General features: G+C 60.6%; 16 protein-coding genes. 2 read left to right on the plus strand and 14 right to left on the minus strand.

The window, feature by feature from the left end:
* Positions 1–68 precede the first annotated feature (68 nt).
* Together BBOU_RS08490 and BBOU_RS08495 are read left to right on the plus strand one after the other, a co-directional pair.
* Positions 69–722, plus strand: a complete 654-nt coding sequence (locus BBOU_RS08490; RefSeq protein ID WP_026503259.1) for a potassium channel family protein — start codon at positions 69–71, stop codon at positions 720–722.
* 243 nt (positions 723–965) lie between these two features.
* Positions 966–1,706 (plus strand): polymer-forming cytoskeletal protein, encoded by a 741-nt coding sequence (locus BBOU_RS08495; RefSeq protein ID WP_026503260.1) that lies wholly within the window; start codon positions 966–968, stop codon positions 1,704–1,706.
* Here BBOU_RS08495 and BBOU_RS08500 read toward each other — a convergent pair.
* The 14 genes from BBOU_RS08500 to argC all read right to left on the minus strand — a co-directional run bounded on the left by BBOU_RS08500 (position 1,670) and on the right by argC (position 17,898).
* Positions 1,670–2,434, minus strand: coding sequence for a TlyA family RNA methyltransferase (locus tag BBOU_RS08500; protein ID WP_026503261.1), 765 nt, complete (start codon positions 2,432–2,434; stop codon positions 1,670–1,672). The genes BBOU_RS08495 and BBOU_RS08500 overlap by 37 nt on opposite strands.
* Positions 2,435–2,636: 202 nt before the next feature.
* Positions 2,637–3,671, minus strand: coding sequence for an HAD-IIA family hydrolase (locus tag BBOU_RS08510; RefSeq protein WP_026503263.1), 1,035 nt, complete (start codon positions 3,669–3,671; stop codon positions 2,637–2,639).
* Entirely contained in the window at positions 3,668–5,560 is a 1,893-nt protein-coding gene (locus BBOU_RS08515; RefSeq protein WP_033490505.1) for a tetratricopeptide repeat protein, read from the minus strand. Before BBOU_RS08515 ends, BBOU_RS08510 begins: the two co-directional genes overlap by 4 nt.
* Before the next feature lie 147 nt (positions 5,561–5,707).
* A complete protein-coding gene (tyrS, locus tag BBOU_RS08520; protein ID WP_026503264.1) occupies positions 5,708–7,033 on the minus strand; it encodes a tyrosine--tRNA ligase in 1,326 nt (441 codons plus the stop codon).
* Positions 7,034–7,308: 275 nt separating this feature from the next.
* On the minus strand, positions 7,309–8,097 hold the full coding sequence (locus tag BBOU_RS08525; RefSeq protein ID WP_238552191.1) for a putative ABC transporter permease: 789 nt from the start codon (positions 8,095–8,097) through the stop codon (positions 7,309–7,311).
* Positions 8,094–8,609, minus strand: a complete 516-nt coding sequence (locus BBOU_RS08530; protein WP_026503266.1) for an HD domain-containing protein — start codon at positions 8,607–8,609, stop codon at positions 8,094–8,096. Before BBOU_RS08530 ends, BBOU_RS08525 begins: the two co-directional genes overlap by 4 nt.
* A 1-nt stretch (position 8,610) precedes the next feature.
* Positions 8,611–10,095 (minus strand): argininosuccinate lyase, encoded by a 1,485-nt coding sequence (gene argH / locus BBOU_RS08535; RefSeq protein ID WP_026503267.1) that lies wholly within the window; start codon positions 10,093–10,095, stop codon positions 8,611–8,613.
* A gap of 198 nt (positions 10,096–10,293) precedes the next feature.
* Positions 10,294–11,532 (minus strand): argininosuccinate synthase, encoded by a 1,239-nt coding sequence (locus BBOU_RS08540; protein ID WP_026503268.1) that lies wholly within the window; start codon positions 11,530–11,532, stop codon positions 10,294–10,296.
* 234 nt (positions 11,533–11,766) lie between these two features.
* On the minus strand, positions 11,767–12,285 hold the full coding sequence (gene argR / locus BBOU_RS08545; protein ID WP_026503269.1) for an arginine repressor: 519 nt from the start codon (positions 12,283–12,285) through the stop codon (positions 11,767–11,769).
* Positions 12,286–12,298: 13 nt separating this feature from the next.
* Positions 12,299–13,264, minus strand: a complete 966-nt coding sequence (argF, locus tag BBOU_RS08550; RefSeq protein ID WP_026503270.1) for an ornithine carbamoyltransferase — start codon at positions 13,262–13,264, stop codon at positions 12,299–12,301.
* 74 nt (positions 13,265–13,338) lie between these two features.
* Complete coding sequence (locus BBOU_RS08555; RefSeq protein WP_026503271.1) at positions 13,339–14,637, minus strand: acetylornithine transaminase; 1,299 nt, start codon at positions 14,635–14,637, stop codon at positions 13,339–13,341.
* Positions 14,627–15,580 (minus strand): acetylglutamate kinase, encoded by a 954-nt coding sequence (gene argB / locus BBOU_RS08560; protein WP_033490507.1) that lies wholly within the window; start codon positions 15,578–15,580, stop codon positions 14,627–14,629. Before argB ends, BBOU_RS08555 begins: the two co-directional genes overlap by 11 nt.
* Positions 15,581–15,637: 57 nt before the next feature.
* Complete coding sequence (argJ, locus tag BBOU_RS08565; protein ID WP_026503273.1) at positions 15,638–16,807, minus strand: bifunctional glutamate N-acetyltransferase/amino-acid acetyltransferase ArgJ; 1,170 nt, start codon at positions 16,805–16,807, stop codon at positions 15,638–15,640.
* Positions 16,804–17,898, minus strand: a complete 1,095-nt coding sequence (argC, locus tag BBOU_RS08570; RefSeq protein ID WP_026503274.1) for an N-acetyl-gamma-glutamyl-phosphate reductase — start codon at positions 17,896–17,898, stop codon at positions 16,804–16,806. Before argC ends, argJ begins: the two co-directional genes overlap by 4 nt.
* Positions 17,899–17,908: the final 10 nt, after the last annotated feature.

Consider the following 17,908-nt stretch of genomic DNA (forward strand, 5'->3'; position numbering starts at 1 on the left):
GTCGGTGGCGTGCTTGGCGTGAGCTGGTTCGATTGTGTCGGTCGGCAGTTTCGAAAGGAAAGCGTGGAATGGCGGATAATAATCGCAGTGTCCTAGTGGTGGGGCTTGGTCGGTTCGGCAGTTCGGTGGCGGCGACACTTGACGAGTTGGGTCAGGATGTGCTGGCTGTGGACAAGGATCCTGATCTGGTGAACCGGTGGTCATCGACGATTCCGACCGTCCAAGCGGATATGACGGATGTGTTGGCGGTCGAGCAGATTGATGCCGGCATGTTCGCGACGGCTGTTGTGGCGATCGGTGACAGCATCGAGGCTTCGGTGATTACCACGGGAAATCTGCTGGACGCTGGGATCACTGATTTATGGGCGAAATCGGTGTCGAAGGAGCATGCGCGGATTTTGCAGCGTATCGGTGCACGGCATGTGATCAATGCGGAAATGGATGCCGGCAAGCGGATCGGGCATTTGGTGTCCGGTGATTATCTTGATTACATTGAGATTGAAGGGCCCCATACCGTGGTGAAAATCCATACTCCGGCGCAGGTTGTGGATCGGACGGTCGCTCAGGCTCGCGTCCACGACCGCTATGGGGTGACGGTGGTGGCGGTGAAGTCGCCTGGCCGCGAGTTGCAGTACGGGTCGAAGGATATCGTCATGCATCGCAATGATGAGCTGATTATCATGGGCAAGCAAGACCAAATCGACCATTTTATGCGTGGGTGAATCCGGCGGATGTCCGTTCCGCCCCGCGATTTGGCATCCCGCAGGCGTTTCGGTATGCTTTTGGTCATATCGGCGTGGATCCCGGGAAGGGGGCGCGCCACATTCACCAGTGTCCGGGCGGCACGGCGCATGTCGGATTCGCACGGATGCTCTGGCAGAAGGGCGAAGATGACCACAGAATGTCGGGGAGAACCGCGTCTGGACCACAGTCGGGGTAATGGCTTGGTGTCAGGCGCGCAACGTATGAATAGCGGGCAGAATGCTCATGCGCTGCCGGCACGCCGGGACGCATTGATGACAACCATCGTGCAGGCGAGAACCTATAATGAGCCGATTGATATGGGGCGGATTGTTGTGCTTCGACAGTTGCACTCCCCCGGCATCAGCGCTCGGAGCCTATTGTGCGATAACGCCACGGTGGTATGCGACGGCGATCTTACCGCGTCTCGTCTCAGCGGTTCCGGCAAACTCATCATCAATGGTCACGCTCGCTGTGACACATTGGATTTCATTGGGGAAATCCAATGCACTGGAAGCATCACATGCGCGAACAGGTTGACGGTGACCGGTTTGGCACGCACCCAGGCAGGCATTGACGCATCGCATATTGTTATCACCGGCGTGGTGAATGCCCCTCGTCTTTTCGCCGATGACACGGTCACTATCCGTTGTATCGGCAGCGGACTGAGCGTACAGCGTGCTTTCCCTTATGCCATGCATCGCAGTGAAATCGGTGTGATTGATACGAGTGTGGTCACCGCCGAGCATATGGTATGCGACCGGATTGAGGCCGAGCGGATCGAACTGAACCATGCCTGCCAGGTCCGGGTTATCCCCTCATCCGCGACCCTGTTGCATGACACGCATTCGCGGGTAGCGTTCAGCGCCGGCCCCGACGGCAATCTGATGATCAAGAAACGTATCGCATCCGAAATAACGGCACCATCTCAACGTTCGATATCCGATTGTCCGGCACGCGCATAAAGCAGATATTCCACGTTGCCAAAAGTCCCCTCAATCGGGGATACCGTCGTGCCAACAATCGTAAGTCCTTGGGCTTGGGCGCACGCGGTGACGCGGGCGACTGCCCGATCGCGCAGCTGCGGATCGTCGACGATACCGTTTTTGCCGAGATTGCCACGGCCGACTTCGAACTGGGGTTTGATCAGGAGCACAATGTGGGCTCCCGGAGCGGCGATCCGCGCAATCACAGGAATGACGTAAGTCAAGGAGATAAAAGAGACATCCGAGACGATCATGAACGGCGTGTAGGCCAGGTCCTCACTCGTGATATCGCGAATATTGACTCCGCTCATGTCAATCACCCGTGGATCGGCGGCGATGCGTGGATCCAGCTGGCCGTGGCCGACATCGAGTGCGATCACGCGCGCCGCCCCGCGTCTGAGCAGCACTTGGGTGAAACCACCGGTTGAAGCGCCGATATCAAGACAATTCATGCCTTTCGGCTCAATCAGTCCGCAATCGGCGAACGCGTCAAACGCGCCGACAAGCTTGTACGCGCCTCGGGACACGTAATCGTCCCCACGGTCGGCTTCAAGCGTGTCTTGGGAGGTGACAGCGAGCGATGGCTTGGTTTGGATGATCCCGTTGACACGGACGTTGCCACTGCGGATCAGTCGACTCGCTTTTGTTCTGGTCTGCGCCAAGCCCCGATCGACGAGCGCGAGGTCAAGCCTGGTTGAACCGGTCATGGTCATCCTGTCCCTTCATCCAAAGGCGCTGCTTGCGATTGAACGCTATCAGATATAGCGGTATTCCAAGCATCGCTTCCTCTCCGGGATACCCATTACGCTGTGGGCAACGTTGCCGGAGGATATCAAGCTTGTGCATGGCACGGATACGATATGCCTGCACGCCGGTTTGTGCGCCGGCACGTTCCCCGAAGCGCGGCACTCATGCGATGGCGAATCCGACAGCAGTGGTGTCTGTATCCTCGCCGGCATCAGCCCGTTCCCATGTCGCGCACAGCGCGGCACGTAACGCGTTGATGCTTGTCGGATCGCTGACCGTGAGCCTGCCACGTTCGACGTTTGCCTGGGCGTCTGCACAACGCCATGAGCCATCCGGCAGGCGTGTTGGCTGCGGCATTGCGGTAAGCAGGCCGCGTAAATCCTCAGACACGTATGTGGGCCGCAAGTGCTCGGGCGCGTGCAGCAGCTGCTGCGGGTCGGTAACCCCGGTCAGTACGGCAAGCGAGTCATAATCGCCACGGTTGCCTGCCTCGATATCCGTGTCGAGCCGGTCACCGATTGCCAGGCACTGTTCACGCGCGACCGGTGTGGCACCATCGTGTGCGGCAAGAATCCGCGCCTCATCATACATCGCGGACTCCGGTTTACCGGCCGATCCAACCGGCTCCACGCCGGTGGCGTTGATCACCGCTTGGATCATGGAACCGCAGCCCGGGGCAATCCCGAGTTCACGGGGAATGGTCAGATCACGGTTCGTGACGAAGTATTGGGCGCCGCGTTCGACCGCGTACGCGACTTGCGCCATTTCCTGCCAGCTCATCTGCGGATACCAGCCTTGGATGACCGCAACAGGATGATCCTGGGCTTGCCTCACAACGCACAGCCCCTGGTTGGTGACTTCCTCCGCCAGATGCTCCGCCCCCAACACCAGCACGGGTGAGTCTTGGGGAACATGTTTGGCGACCATGCGGGCGGCAACAACCGATGAGGTGATGACCTGCCAGGGTTCGACATCAAGGCCGAAACCTCGGAGCTGCTCGGCGACGATTCGCTGGAAGCGCGATGAGTTATTGGTCGTGTACTCGATGGTCATGCCAACGGCTTGCGCCTGGCGGATGCTGTCCGCAGCGTGGTCGACCGGGAGTTTACCCCGGTAGACCACACCATCCAAATCAAGTAGCGCGAGCCGGTAGGTCTCGTCAAGCGGCCGTTTGGTGCCGCCGAGCAGCTTACTCATGCCTGATCGCCGTCCGTCTGCGCAGCGTCGTCTTCGGTGGTGTCCGCATCGGTGGCTTCTGACGTTTTGTCAGTCTCGTCTGCGGCTTGAGCGGGCTCAGCGGACGTATCGGATTCAGCGGATTCGCCGGTGTCCGTCTGCTTGTCATCCGATTCGGGCTGCTCGCTCGCGACGGCATCCGCTTGATCTTGCGCCTGCTGCGGTTCCTGATCGGCTTGGGCGCCTTCTTCGGTTTCCTGGGCGGGCAGTTCGGTTTCGTCATCCTCCTGCTCAGGGTCTTCGGGGGCATATTGGGCGTCGTCCTCGCTGATACCCAGGTCTTCCATCAGGTCTTCGGGAAGATGCTCAAGATCATAGTCGATGACGATATCGTCAGAAGACTGCTCGTCCTCGTCTTCCTCAGCGTACTGCGCTTCAAGCCGGTCGAGCAGGTCATCGAGCTTCACCGCCTCATCATCGCGTCCAGCCTGCTCAAGGAAGTACTGCTCGGCTTGAACCGCACGCATACGGTAGGCACCCGGCAACCCCTTCGAACGACCCAGCTGATGGGCGATTTCGATGGCCTTGTCCCACAGCTTCAGGTCGCCGAGCGCACCGGCATAGACAAGGAACATCTCCGCTTTCGCTTCACCGTTCAGTCCACGAGCGTCATCGGACAACGCGATTTCGACCGCTTTCTTCGGGTGGCCGACACCGCGTTCGCAATCGGCAATCAGCGGCAGATAGTCAAGGTATCCGTTCATACGGTAAGCCGTACGGAACTCACGCAACGCGAGCTTGTACTTGCCTTGACGGTAGGCCACGAACGCGAGCGCCTCACGGGCGAAGTCCACGCGCGACGCCTGGCGTGCGGCCCACTGGGCGTGCTCGAGCGCAGCTTGCGGATCGTCCTGTTCAAGCGAATACGCGGCGAGGATATGCAGACCGACATTTTCGGCATGCTCCTTGGACAGGCCACGCAGCCGTTCACGCTCATCGGTGGACAGCATGGACCAGGTCAGCCCCTTCGGCATCTTCGGTTCGCCCGGACGTCGATCCGTGTACGGGTTCTGGGACGGATAGGATACCGTGCCGTCAGAGTTACGGCGCGGCTTGGACATGTATTCCTCGCGCTTGCGTTCACGCCATTGCTGGCGTTCCTCGCGATTGAACTCGCGGCGTTCCTCACCCTGCTGTTCACGCTCGGCGGTACGGGAATCCTTACGCTCGTCCTTATTCCAAGGCTTCCGTTCGGTATTGCCGCCGCGATGGTCGTTGAACGGACGACGATGATCATCGTGACGGTACCGTGGATTGCCGCCGTCTCGACGGTCGTCGCCGTCACGACGCGGACGGTCATACCCGCTCTTGCGGTCGCCGCGATGGAAGTCCTTCTTGCCGTAACCGCGCTTACCGTAGTCCTTGCGGTCGCCGCGGTAGCCGCGGTCATCACGACGCTGACCGTCGCGGTCGCGGTACTGGCGCTCCTCACGGGCCTCACCGTCACGGCGATCATCATGCCTGTCGTCGCGGTGGAAATCCTTGCGGAAACCGTCACGACGCGGCCCCTTATGGAAGTCCTTGCGGAAGCCTCCACGATGCTCGCCGTCGCGGTGGAAATCCTTACGATAGCCGCCGCGGCGCTCACCGTCTTGACGGCGCTCACCGTCGCGATGTTCGCCCTCCTTGTGGAAGCTGCGGTGTTCATCGTCACGGTGGAAATCCTTACGGAAACCATCACGACGCGGCCCCTTATGGAATCCTTCACCATCACGACGGCCGTGACCGAATGAGTGTCCTTTGCCGCCGCCGCGTGGCTTGAATCCTTTGCCTCCACGTGCGCCCGGACGACGCGATCCGAATGATTTGCCGCCGCCACGATTACCGTTGCCGTGTCGTTCTTCTGCCATGTATTCGCTTTCCGTGTTTCGGTGGCGGCGTGTTCAGTACACCGCCACATGGGTATCTGTCGTATGGTATGTCACACCCGGGCGATGGATGCCATCCGTCTGGTATGAGATATGTTCGGCACTAGATAGTTAACGCCGGGGTGCAAATTATTGTGCGCACCGTACCGCGCCCAACGCCTTCTTTCCTCGCCTGATCAGCGCGTAGCCGCCATCGAGGAAATCATCCTCGCCAAGTAGCTGATCCTGGTCTTCGACGCGCTGGTTGTTGACGTAAACACCACCGGATTTGATGGTTTTACGTGCCTCGGAAACGGACTTGAACAGTCCGGCTTTGACCCCCGCCTCGGCGATACGGTCTCCCGGCGCCACTTGTGCGAAGGTGCGACCGCCCTCGCCATCATCGACTTTCAGTCCTTCAATGGCGGCCTCAAGCGTATCCTTGCCGATGGTCGTCAAATCCCCGCCACGGCCGAACAATGCGGCGGCCGCATCGATCGCCTGCCGGGTGGCTTCCTCACCGTGCACGAAGCTGGTGACCTCCCATGCAAGCGTTTTCTGCGCTTCACGGGCGCCGGGATTGGCTTGCACTTCCCCGGCCAATCGTTCGATTTCGGCCTTGGGCAGGAACGTGAACACCTTGAGCAGCTTCACGACCTGGTCATCGGGCTGGTTGAACCAGAACTGGTAGAACTTGTAGGGGCTTAGCATGGTCGGATCGAGCCACATGGCGTTGCCTTCGGACTTGCCGAATTTCTTGCCTTGGGAATCCGTGATGATGGGGCTGGTCATCACGTTCACGGATTCGCCCCTCACCTTGCGGATCAGGTCGAGACCAGATGTGAGGTTGCCCCACTGGTCGGCACCACCGGTCTCCAGCACCACGCCGTATTCGTCGAACAGGTGCAGGAAGTCGTTGCCTTGCAACACCTGGTAGCTGAATTCAGTGAAGGAGATGCCTTCTTCGGAGTTGAGTCGGCGGGCTACGGTTTCTTTGCTGAGCATGGTGCCCATGCGGAAGTTCTTGCCCACATCGCGCAGGAAGTCAATGACCGACATGTTCGCGATCCAGTCGTAGTTGTTGACGAAACGCACGGCATTGTCGCCCTCAGTGTCGAGGAAGCGCGAAATCTGCGTACGCAGACGCTCGACCCACCCGGCGACGATCTCCTTGGGGTTGAGGGTTCGCTCACCGCTTTGGCGTGGATCGCCGATAAGACCGGTGGCGCCGCCCACCAACGCATAGGGCTGGTGTCCGTCAGCTTGGAGGTGACGCATCACGATGAGCTGCACGAGATTGCCGATATGAAGCGATGGCGCTGTCGGGTCAAAGCCGCAATAGTAAGCAATGGGATTCCCGTTGAGTACAGCCGCAAGCTGCTCCTTGTCAGTGGATTGGTTGATGAGTCCGCGCCACTCCAGCTCCTCCATAGGTGTGGAGAAGCCGGCATCCCTGTAATTCCTTACTTGGGCCATGATGCTCCCTCTGTTGTTGTCATGCCGTGCTGTGCCGGCACGTACCGCGATGCTGCCGCACAGGCACACTCAATCTTACTTATTGTGCCAGCTCATACCGACAGCGGCATGGCATACGATTCCGCTTCGCTGTTGGATACGACGGTGCCTGTCAGACTGCGCGCTCTTAGCTACTGGCAGGCGCCGACCGGCAGCCGAGTCAAGTATCGCAATTGGCGACGAATCCGCTTCCGCAGCGTCAATGATATGTGCGGCAGGCACGTTGTTGTGCGTGTTTACTTGGTGTGCTTCAGCAGATTGCGTACAGTTTCGATCAGCGCGTTGTAGGTGTCGGACGTGGTCGAAGACAGGCGCGGGAACGCGTCGATCATGCGGCGCTGCTGATGGCTGAGCATATCGAGTACCGCCCCGCGCCAACGCACGAATACCTCCTGGGAGGATTCGGACCAGGCTCGCATCCTGCGCACAACCGGCTGACCGTCCTTGAACGGCATGCTCTCCCCCGCCCGCACGGCGTATTCTTGGACCGCGGCTTTGAGTTTGTCAAGATTCTCCTCGAAACCGGCCATACCGCGAATCGTCACCATGATATCCGCGACCAGTAGCGCTGCGAACAGACCACATACCGCATGGAGCAGAGGCGACGGGATGAGCGCGGTCCATGCTTGGACCAGAGGCTGGACGACTTTCACGATGAGCACGCCTGCGGCACCGAATACTGTTGCGCCGAGCAAACAGACGCGTCCTTGGATATTGAAACGGTAATGGCGATAATCCCACCATCGTGCGTGAAACAGGCGTTCCAGACCCCAAGATGTCACGTATTCGAGAACGCTTGCGCCGAATGCGGCGGCCGCGAACACGATGACCGGATTGGCGATGCCGCTGAGCAGCACCACACCGAGGACCGCTCCCACCCCGTAAATCGGGCAGAGCGGTCCGTTCAGAAATCCCCTATTGACCCACCGGCGGCTGGTTATCGAGACGAAAGTAGATTCATAGGCCCATCCGATGACACTGTAGCCGACGAACCACAGGAACAGCTGTTCGAAAGCCACGATCATGCGCGTTGCAATCGTGGACGCCGGGAATGCTTGCGCGGCTTGGTGAATCGCGCCGGCGACAGCGTCTCCCGCGTAGCACTGACCTTGTCGGCAAGGGAGACGATGTAACCCTCAAGGTATTTCGGCGGGATTGGCGTCAGCGGGAACATGTGCCGGGCGATGCTGTCACGCTCGACGGATCCAAGCTGGAAATCACGCGAAGCGTTGAGCAACGCGGTCTGCCCATGAGTCAATCCGTGCAGGCGGTGCGTGCCATTGTCCCACTCATGCCAGTCGTACAGGAAGTAATCGTGCAGCAGAGCGGAACGCACGAGCGCACGCTGATCAACACGATTCCACAGGTGCATCCGGTCCGCCAGCCATACGCTCAGGCATGCCACTCTGATGGAATGGGCGAACGTCGTGACCACGCCATGCTGGTAACTGTTCTGTTCGATGCGCATATGCTCGTGCAGGATGATTTCCTTACCATGGTGCTCGACAATGCACTGGATTTGGGTGCGGTCGAGCATGTCAGGCAAGCGATCCCGGAGCTTTGTACGCAGTGCCGTCGCTGCGTGACTGTGCGAAACGGCGAAGCTCCACCGTGAGATTCTTCGCGGAGAGGATCTGCTCGCGCACACGCGCTGGCGAAGTGCCACCATGGCCGTTACGTGCGGTCACCGACCCCTTGGTGGACAGGACTTCACGTACTTGCGGCGCTTTGTCTGCCGGCAGGAAGTCTTTGAACACTGCGATGAAGTCGTCATCGGTCAAATCCCACAGCTCTTGGCTGCGGCCTTCGGCGAGCTTGACGCACGCGCCGGACAGTTCGTGGGCGTGGCGGAATGGGACACCGTTGCGCACCAGCCATTCGGCGATATCCGTGGCGAGTGCGAAGCCTTGCGGTGCCTGCTGTTCGAGGCGAGCCTTGTCAAAGACCATGGTGCGCAGCATGCCGGCGAAGGCGGGAAGTACGACTTCGAGGGTGTCCACCTGGTCGAAGACCGCTTCCTTGTCTTCTTGCAGATCGCGGGCGTACGCGGTCGGCAGACCTTTGAGCGTGGCGAGCAGACCAGTCAAATCGCCGATGAGACGCCCGGACTTGCCGCGGGTGAGCTCGGCGATATCCGGATTCTTCTTCTGCGGCATGATGGACGACCCGGTTGAGTACGCGTCGTCGAGCTTGACGAAGGCGAACTCCTGAGTATTCCAGATGATGATTTCTTCGCTTAGGCGTGACAGGTCGATACCGGCCATCGCGGCGACGAACGCGAATTCGGCGACTACGTCACGGCTGGCGGTCCCATCGATCGAGTTCTCGGTGACACGGCTGAAGCCAAGCTCTCGGGCGACGGCATCCGGGTCGAGTCCCAGCGTGTTGCCGGCGAGCGCTCCGGAACCGTATGGGCTGGCATCGGCACGGCGATCCCAATCGACAAGACGCTGTACGTCACGCAACAGGGGCCAGGCATGAGCCATCAACTGATGGGCGAGCAGCACAGGCTGGGCGTGCTGCATATGGGTACGCCCGGGCATGACAGTGTCCTCTGCCTGTTCGGCTTGGCCGATCAGCGCCTGGACGACGTCGAGCAGCTGTCCGGCGATGAAGCGGGCGTGGCGGCGCAGCCACATGCGGATGAGGGCTGCGATTTGGTCGTTGCGGGAACGGCCGGCGCGGAGTTTGCCGCCGAGTTCGTCACCGGCGATGTCGAGCAGGCCGCGTTCGAGTGCGGTGGCTTCATCTTCATCTTCTTCGATGGGGGCGAAGGTACCGTCGTCGACTGAACGCTGCAATTGGTCGAGTGCGGCTTCCATGTGGTCGAGTTCGTCTTTGGTGAGTAAGCCTGCACGGCCAAGTGCGCGCGCGTGGGCGCGGGAGCCGGCGATGTCGTCGTCGGCGAGCCGCCAGTCGAACTGGGTGGATTTGCTCAGGCGCGCCAGTTCGGGTGATGGGCCTGAGGTGAAGCGGCCTCCCCACAGTGCGATTGAATGGTCCTGTTCGTTGTTGTGTTCCATGGACATTGGCGTCTTTCTATGTGGTCTGGGCTGTCTTTCCGGCATTCCGCAGGCGTATGTGTTTTACCTTACACCGGTGATTCGTCAAATCGGTTTGAAATGTCGGGAAGGCCATGGACCGGCATGCCGGCATGGCCTTCCTGTGGTGTTTCTGTCGCAGCACGACGGTGTTGGATTCGTGTGCTACGTGAGACAGGTTTATTCGACGGTGTTCTCCGGCACTTCGATGCCGTTGCCGAACTTCACGTCACGAGCGGCGGCGACCTTGCTGGGCAGGCCGTAGATCTCGATGAAGCCGTTGGAGGCATGCTGGTCGAAGCTGTCGCCGGAATCGTAGGTGGCGAGGTTGTAATCGTACAGCGAGCTGTCGGAGCGGCGTCCGGTGACCACGGCACGGCCGCCGTGCAGGGTCATGCGAATCTCGCCGGACACGTACTTCTGCGTGTCCTCGATGAAGGCGTTGAGCGAGCGGACTGCCGGGGAGAACCACTGGGCGTCGTAGACGAGTTCCGCCCAGCGCTTGTCGATATCGCGCTTGATGCGGTGCTGTTCGCGTTCAAGGCAGCAGTTCTCGAGTTCCTGATGCGCGGTGATGAGCGCGACAGCACCCGGGGCTTCATACAGTTCGCGGGACTTGATGCCGACGAGACGATCCTCGATCAGGTCGATACGGCCGATGCCCTGGGCACCGGCGCGACGGTTCATTTCCTCGATGGCTTGCAACGGGGTGACTTCCTTGCCGTCAATCTTGACGGGCACGCCCTGCTTGAATTCGATGACCACCTCGTCCTCGACTGGCGGGAACGCCGGGTCGTCGGTGTAGGAGTAGCAGTCCTTGGTCGGGGCGTTCCACGGGTCCTCGAGGAAGCCGGTCTCGATGGCGCGGCCCCACACGTTCTGGTCGATGGAGTACGGGCTCTTCTCGGTCTGGGTGATCGGCAGCTTATGGTCCTTGGCAAACTTGATCTCGACATCGCGGGTCAGAGACAGATCGCGAATCGGGCTGATGGCTTTGAGGGTCGGGTCGATCGACTGGATGGAGACCTCGAAGCGAACCTGGTCATTGCCCTTGCCGGTGCAGCCGTGCGAAATGGTGTCCGCGCCGAACTGGTGGGCCGCACGCACCAGATGCTTGGTGATCAGCGGGCGGGAAATGGCGGAGACCAGCGGGTACACGCCTTCATACATGGCGTTGGCCTTGAGTGCGAGCATGCAGTATTCGTCAGCGAACTCCTCGCGGGCGTCGACGACATACGCCTCCACCGCACCGCAGGCAAGTGCGCGCTGCTTGATGGTCTCGAGGCTTTCGCCGCCTTGACCGACATCAAGGGAGACGGCGACGACATCCTTGCCGGTGCGCTCCTTGAGGTATGGAATCGCTACCGAGGTGTCGAGACCACCGGAATACGCTAAGACGATGCGCTTGTTGTCGCTCATAACTGCCCTTTCTTATCGGAGTTGCGCGGAGCTGATATTGCAATTATATACAGTCCTATGCATAAATATGCAATCAGGGTGTTCCGCGTGTCGTTTTATGTCGCGGCGACGTACGAGGGCATACCCGCCTGAAGCGCGTGCCATGCCAGACGAGTTACGAAGCCCAAACAACGAATGCGCCCGGCAGACCGTCGTTGATGGCGGCCTGCCGGGCGCACAGTCCGACGGCATCAATCAGTCGCCGGCTTGCTGGCTGGTTGAGGCGATTTCCAACAACCATGAAGCTCGGGACGCGGCACGTTCATCATCCTTGCAGATGATGAGTACGGTGTCATCGCCGGCAATGGTGCCTAACACATCATCAAGCGACTGACGATCCATGACGCTGGCGACATATTGCGCGGCCCCCGAGGGGGTATGTACGACAACGAGATTACGTGCCGCCGCCACCGAGGTGACCAAGCCGGAAAGGATCCTCGACATCTGCTGTTGCGCGGATTTCGGTGTCGCCGCCTTCGCGTTGCTGGCGAGCACGTAGGCGACAGTCCCGTCTTCAAGCCGAGTTTTCGTCGCGTTGATCTCTTCCAAGTCACGACTGAGCGTCGCCTGGGTCACCTCGATGCCTTCATCGGAAAGCATGCCGGACAACTGCGATTGGGAGGTGACGATATGATGCACCAGCATCTCCTCAATCGCGCTCAGGCGTGCCGCCCGGGATGCCGGTCGTTGCAGCGGGGTCTTGTTGTCTGCCATATCGTCACACAGCTCAGGCGAGCAGGCTTTCATCACCGCGAAGCTGTCCGGTCAGCCAGGTCAGCAGTGCTTTCTGGGCGTGCAGACGGTTCTCAGCCTCATCCCAAACCACGGATTGCGGCCCGTCAATCACCGAAGCGGTGACTTCCTTTCCGCGGTATGCCGGCAAGCAGTGTTGGAAGAGAGCATCGGGCTTGGCGAGCTTCATCAGCTCGTCGTTGACCTGATAATCCCAGAACGGCTTGGAGCGCTTCTCATACTCCGATTCCTCGCCCATGGACACCCATGTGTCGGTGAACACGCAGTCAGCGCCGTCCACGGCTTCACGCGGATCCGTGGTCACGAGAATGGAACCGCCGTTTTGGGCTGCGATACGCTTGGCATCATCGACAATATCCTGCGCCGGCAGGTAGCCGTATGGGCCGGCGATACGAACGTTCATGCCGGCGGTCGCGCCTGCCAACAGATAGGAGTTCGCCATATTGTTGGCGGCATCGCCCAGATACGCGATGGTTTGTCCGGCAAGCGCATCGACTCCCCCGCGGAACTGTGCGATGGTCATGAAGTCGGCGAGCACCTGGCAGGGGTGGAACTGGTCGGTCAGCGCATTGACGACCGGAACGGTCGCATACTTGGCCATTTCTTCGACACGCTCCTGGCCGAAGGTACGCCATACGATGCCGTAGGCCATGCGGGTGAGGACGCGCGCGGTGTCCGCAACCGGCTCGCCGCGGCCAAGCTGGGAACCGGACTTGTCGATGACCAGCGGGTAGCCGCCGAGCTCGGCGACACCGATCGAGAAGCTTGAACGGGTGCGGGTGCTGGGCTTGTCGAACAGCACGGCGACGCCTTGGGGCCCTTCGAACGGCCGCTTGTAGAAACGGTTTTCACGGAATTTCAGTCCGAGCGCGATGATTTGTTTCTGCTCGTCATGGTTGACGTCATCGTCGCGCAGCATGTGGCGCAATTGTCCATCCATACGTATTCTCCTTCTTGTTTTCCCGGCACAAGATATGTCGGGGGTGATCCACGGGATTGTCGGCGTATTGGCGATCAGTCGTCTGTCAGATCGCTGGGTACGGCCGCCATAATCGATATCGCCTCATCGACATCCTGTTCGGATACGATCAGCGGCGGCGCCAGTCGCAACGCGTTCGGGGCGACCGCATTGACGATCAGTCCGTGTTCGAGCATCCAGTTCATGGCGGCGTGCGCGCACGGATGAGCCAGTTCGACAGCATCCAGCAAGCCGGCACCGCGCGTGGACTTGAACAGCGGGTTGCCGGTGGCCATGATGCCGTCGCGCAGCTGTTCGCCTCGCGCTTGGGCGTTGGCGAGCAGATTGTCCTGTTCGATGACCCCAAGCGTGGCGAGCGCGGCCGCAGCGCCGAGCGGATTGCCGGCGAAGGTCGAGCCGTGCGAACCAGGGGTGAACAGGTCGGACAGTTGCTGACCGAAGGCGATCATGCCGCCCATCGGGAAGCCTCCGGCCACGCCCTTGGCGAAGGTGATGATGTCGGGGGTCACGCCTCCGGACAGCTCCTCCCGCTGGAACGCGAACCAGCTGCCAGTACGGCCGATACCGGTCTGGACTTCATCGATGATGAGCAGCGCATGATGCTCGTCGCACAGTGCTCGCGTCTGACGGACGTAGTCTGCGCCCACTGGCATGACGCCGGCCTCGCCTTGGATGAGTTCCATAATGACCGCAGCGACCGGGCCTTTGCCGTCGGCTGCGTTTGAGGTGGCGTCGAATGCCGCTTTGAGCGCCTCGGCATCTCCCGGTTCAACGAATTCGATTGCGGGAACGAGCGGTTCGAACGGTGTGCGGATAACCGGTTTCCATGTGGCGCTCAACGCGCCCAAGGTACGGCCGTGGAAGCCATGGACCATGGAAATGATGCGTGCCGGCTTGCCTCCCTCTTCAGGCAGAGCGCCGGGCAGGGTCCGACCGTACAGTTTCGCGAGTTTGAGTGCAGCCTCGTTGCCTTCGGCCCCGGAATTGCCGAAGTAGACGTGGGATCCTTCTGGCGCTCCGGCGAGTTTCACCAGTTTCGCGGCGAGCTCGATTTGCGGTTCGGTGGCGAAGTAGTTGCTGGTGTGGGCGACTTTGGCCGCCTGCTCGCTGACGGCCTTGACCCATGCGGGGTGCGCGTAGCCCAGCGAGTTAACCGCGATGCCTGCCAGGAAATCGAGGTATTCGTTGCCGTCGATGTCCCACAGACGGGTGCCTTCACCGTGGTCCATGACGCGCAGCGGGGTGCCGAATACGTTCATGTGCACTTGCGAGTATTTGCCGAGCCACGCTTTGTCTTTGGCTCCGAGCTGTTCGAGCTGTCCGTCAGTCGTCATAGGAACTCCTCATTTCCACACCGTCTTCGGGCACGACCATGGTGCCGATGCCTGCACTGGTGAATATCTCGTTCAGGATTGAATGTGGTTTGCGCCCGTCGATGATATGCGCTTGGGGTACTCCCCCGTCGATGGCACGCACGCACGCCTCCATCTTGGGCCGCATGCCGCTTTCCAAATCCGGCAGCATATCGCGCAGATTTTCAACGCCGATACGCCCGATCAGGGAATTGCGGTCCGGCCAGTCGGCGTACAAGCCGTCCACGTCGGTGAGGATCACGAGCTTGCGGGCGCCAAGCGCAGAAGCCAGCGCCGCAGCCGCAGAGTCAGCGTTCACGTTGAGCACCTGGGTGGCGTCTTCCTCGTCTGGCGCAACGGAGGAGACCACCGGTATACGGCCTGCGGAAATCAAATCCTCGACCGCAGAGGCGTCGACGCTGACCACATCGCCGACAAGCCCGATATCGGTGGGTTTGCCGTCGATGATCGGCTTGCGTTTCATCGCGGAGAACAAGCCACCGTCCTCGCCTGACAGGCCGACTGCCATCGGACCGTGCGAGTTGATGTAGCCGACGAGTTCACGCGAGACCTTCCCGGTGAGCACCATACGCACGACATCCATCGCTTCAGGCGAGGTGACGCGCAGACCGCCTTTGAACTCGGATTTGATGCCGAGCGCTTTGAGCATCTTGGAAATCTGAGGGCCGCCGCCATGGACGACGACCGGATGCATGCCCACTTGGCGCAGGAACACCATGTCTTCGGCAAAGCATTGTTTGAGATGCTCGTCGACCATGGCGTTGCCGCCGTATTTGATGACGATTCGTTGCCCGGCGAACTCCTCAAGCCAAGGAAGCGCTTCGATGAGTACTTCGGCTTTTTGATCCGGCCTCAGGTCGGTGTGTACGTCCAGGTGGTAGCCGGGGCCTTTCAATTCACTCATGCCGTTCTTTCTATCGGTTCTGGTATGCCATGCTTGGGATGGCGCGTTGGTGAGCGTTCAGCTCTCGTAGTCGGCGTTGATATGGACGTATTCGTGGGTCAGATCGTCGGTCCATACGGTCGCTTCGGCGTCACCGGCGTTGAGATACACATCAACACCGACTTCACGCGGGGTCATATCGACCTCGGAACGGTCGCGACCGGTGCCGCCGCCCTGGCAGATCCGCACACCGTTGACGTCGACATCCACGCGCGTCGGGTCGAAGGGGGCGACATCCAGCGGAACCGTACCCAGCGAGCTGAGGATACGACCCCAGTTCGGATCATTGCCGCTGACCGCGCATTTGAACAGGTTCGATGCGGCAATGGCACGCCCGCACGCCAGTGCCGCGTCTTCGCTCGTAGCCCCGTGGATGCTGATGCGGATGTCATGGCTGGCGCCTTCGCCGTCGCCGACAATCTGGCGGGCGAGGGATGCACACGCCTGGCGAACCAGATCGTTGAACTCGTCCGGATCCGGTTCGACCCCGGAAGCGCCTGAAGCGAGCAGCAGGACCGTGTCATTGGTGGACATGCAGCCGTCAGTATCGATGCGGTTGAACGTGACTGAAGTGCCTGCGGACAGTGCCGCTTGCATGGCACCGGGAGTGACGACGGCGTCGGTGGTGATGACGCACAGCATGGTCGCCAACTGTGGGGCGATCATGCCTGAGCCCTTGACCATACCGCCGATACGGTATCCACTGCCTTCCAATGCCACGGTTTTCGGCTTGGTATCGGTGGTCATGATGGCGTGTGCGGCGTCGCTTCCGCCGTGTTCACCATCATCAAGATGGTTGTAGGCATCGTGGACGCCGGCCAGCACATGGTCAAGCGGCAGAAGCTCACCGATCAAGCCGGTTGAGCATACGGCGATTTTACTGTCGGCGACGCCGAGCAGCCCCGCCGCCTCATGCGCTGTGGCCTGGGACTGTTCGAAGCCCGGCTGTCCGGTGCACGCGTTCGCGCCACCGGAATTGAGCACGACAGCCTTCAGATGGCCGTCCGCGACCGCTGCGCGCGACCATTGTACGGGCGCCGCGCAGAACCTGTTGGAGGTGAACACGCCGGCCGCCGCATCAAGCGGACCGTTGTTGACTACGAAAGCGAGATCTTGCTTGCCGGCTTTGGATGAGATGCCAGCGACCACTCCTGCCGCGGAGAATCCTTGTGCGAACGTTACACTCATGGTGCCACTCCAATCTTGGTCAGACCCTGATCCTCAGGAAGTCCCAAGGCGATATTAAGCGATTCGACCGCCTGTCCGGCGGTTCCCCTGTTGAGGTTGTCAATGGCCGCGAAGGCGATGATCCTGCCGGCTCGACGGTCGGCGACGACTTGAACGTGTGCGGCGTTCGAGCCGATTACATTGCCGGTCGCCGGCAGCGTGCCCTGCGGCAGCACGGTGATGAAGTCCTGCCCCGCGTACGCCTGCTCCCACACTGCGTGGAGCTGATCGTCGTCAAGGTCACGCGCCGCTTCGGTCATCGGCGCGCTGACCGTGGCGAGAATGCCGCGGGCCATCGGCACCAGCACCGGGGTGAACGACAGGGAGAATTGCGACGCCTGCGCAGCCTGCAAGCCGGCGGCATGAGCGAAGTTCTGCAGGATTTCAGGAATATGGCGATGTGTGCCGCCGACCCCGTACGGCAAGGCCGACCCGAAGGCTTCAGCGGCGAGCAGGTTGGTGCGCTTGAGGTTTTTTCCAGCGCCTGAGTATCCGACAGCAAGGTCGGCAACAATACCAGTGGATTCGACCAGACCTTCGGCAATGCCAGGCTGCAATGCGAATGTGGTCGCGGTGACATTGCACCCCGGGCCTGCGATACGCTTGGCGCCCGGCAGTGCGGCACGCTGGCGGATGTAGGATCCGTCGGCGTTCTTGCCGGTGATGAGCTCGGGCATGCCGTACGTCCAGTGCTCGTAGAAATCACCGCCGTAGAAGTCGTCCCATGCTGCACGTTCTTCAAGACGATGGTCAGCACCCAAATCGACCACAATGGATAGCGGGTCGAGCTTGGCCGCCAGCGCGCCCGACGCCCCGTGAGGTAGCGCGAGCACAATGACATCATGCCCGTTGAGCACTTCCGGCGTGGTGTCTTCCACCGTCAAATCGGCAAGTTGCGGAATATGCGGCATATGCTTACCCAGGCGGTCTCCCACCGATGAGTGTCCCGCGACGCACGTCACCTTGAAATCGGGGTGCGCCGCGAGGATGCGCAACGCCTCCCCGCCCGCGTATCCGGTGGCTCCCGCCACCGCGACGGTGTATTGTGCCATATCACATCAC

The organism is Bifidobacterium boum (genome assembly GCF_000741535.1).
In the GTDB taxonomy this organism is placed as follows: domain Bacteria; phylum Actinomycetota; class Actinomycetes; order Actinomycetales; family Bifidobacteriaceae; genus Bifidobacterium; species Bifidobacterium boum.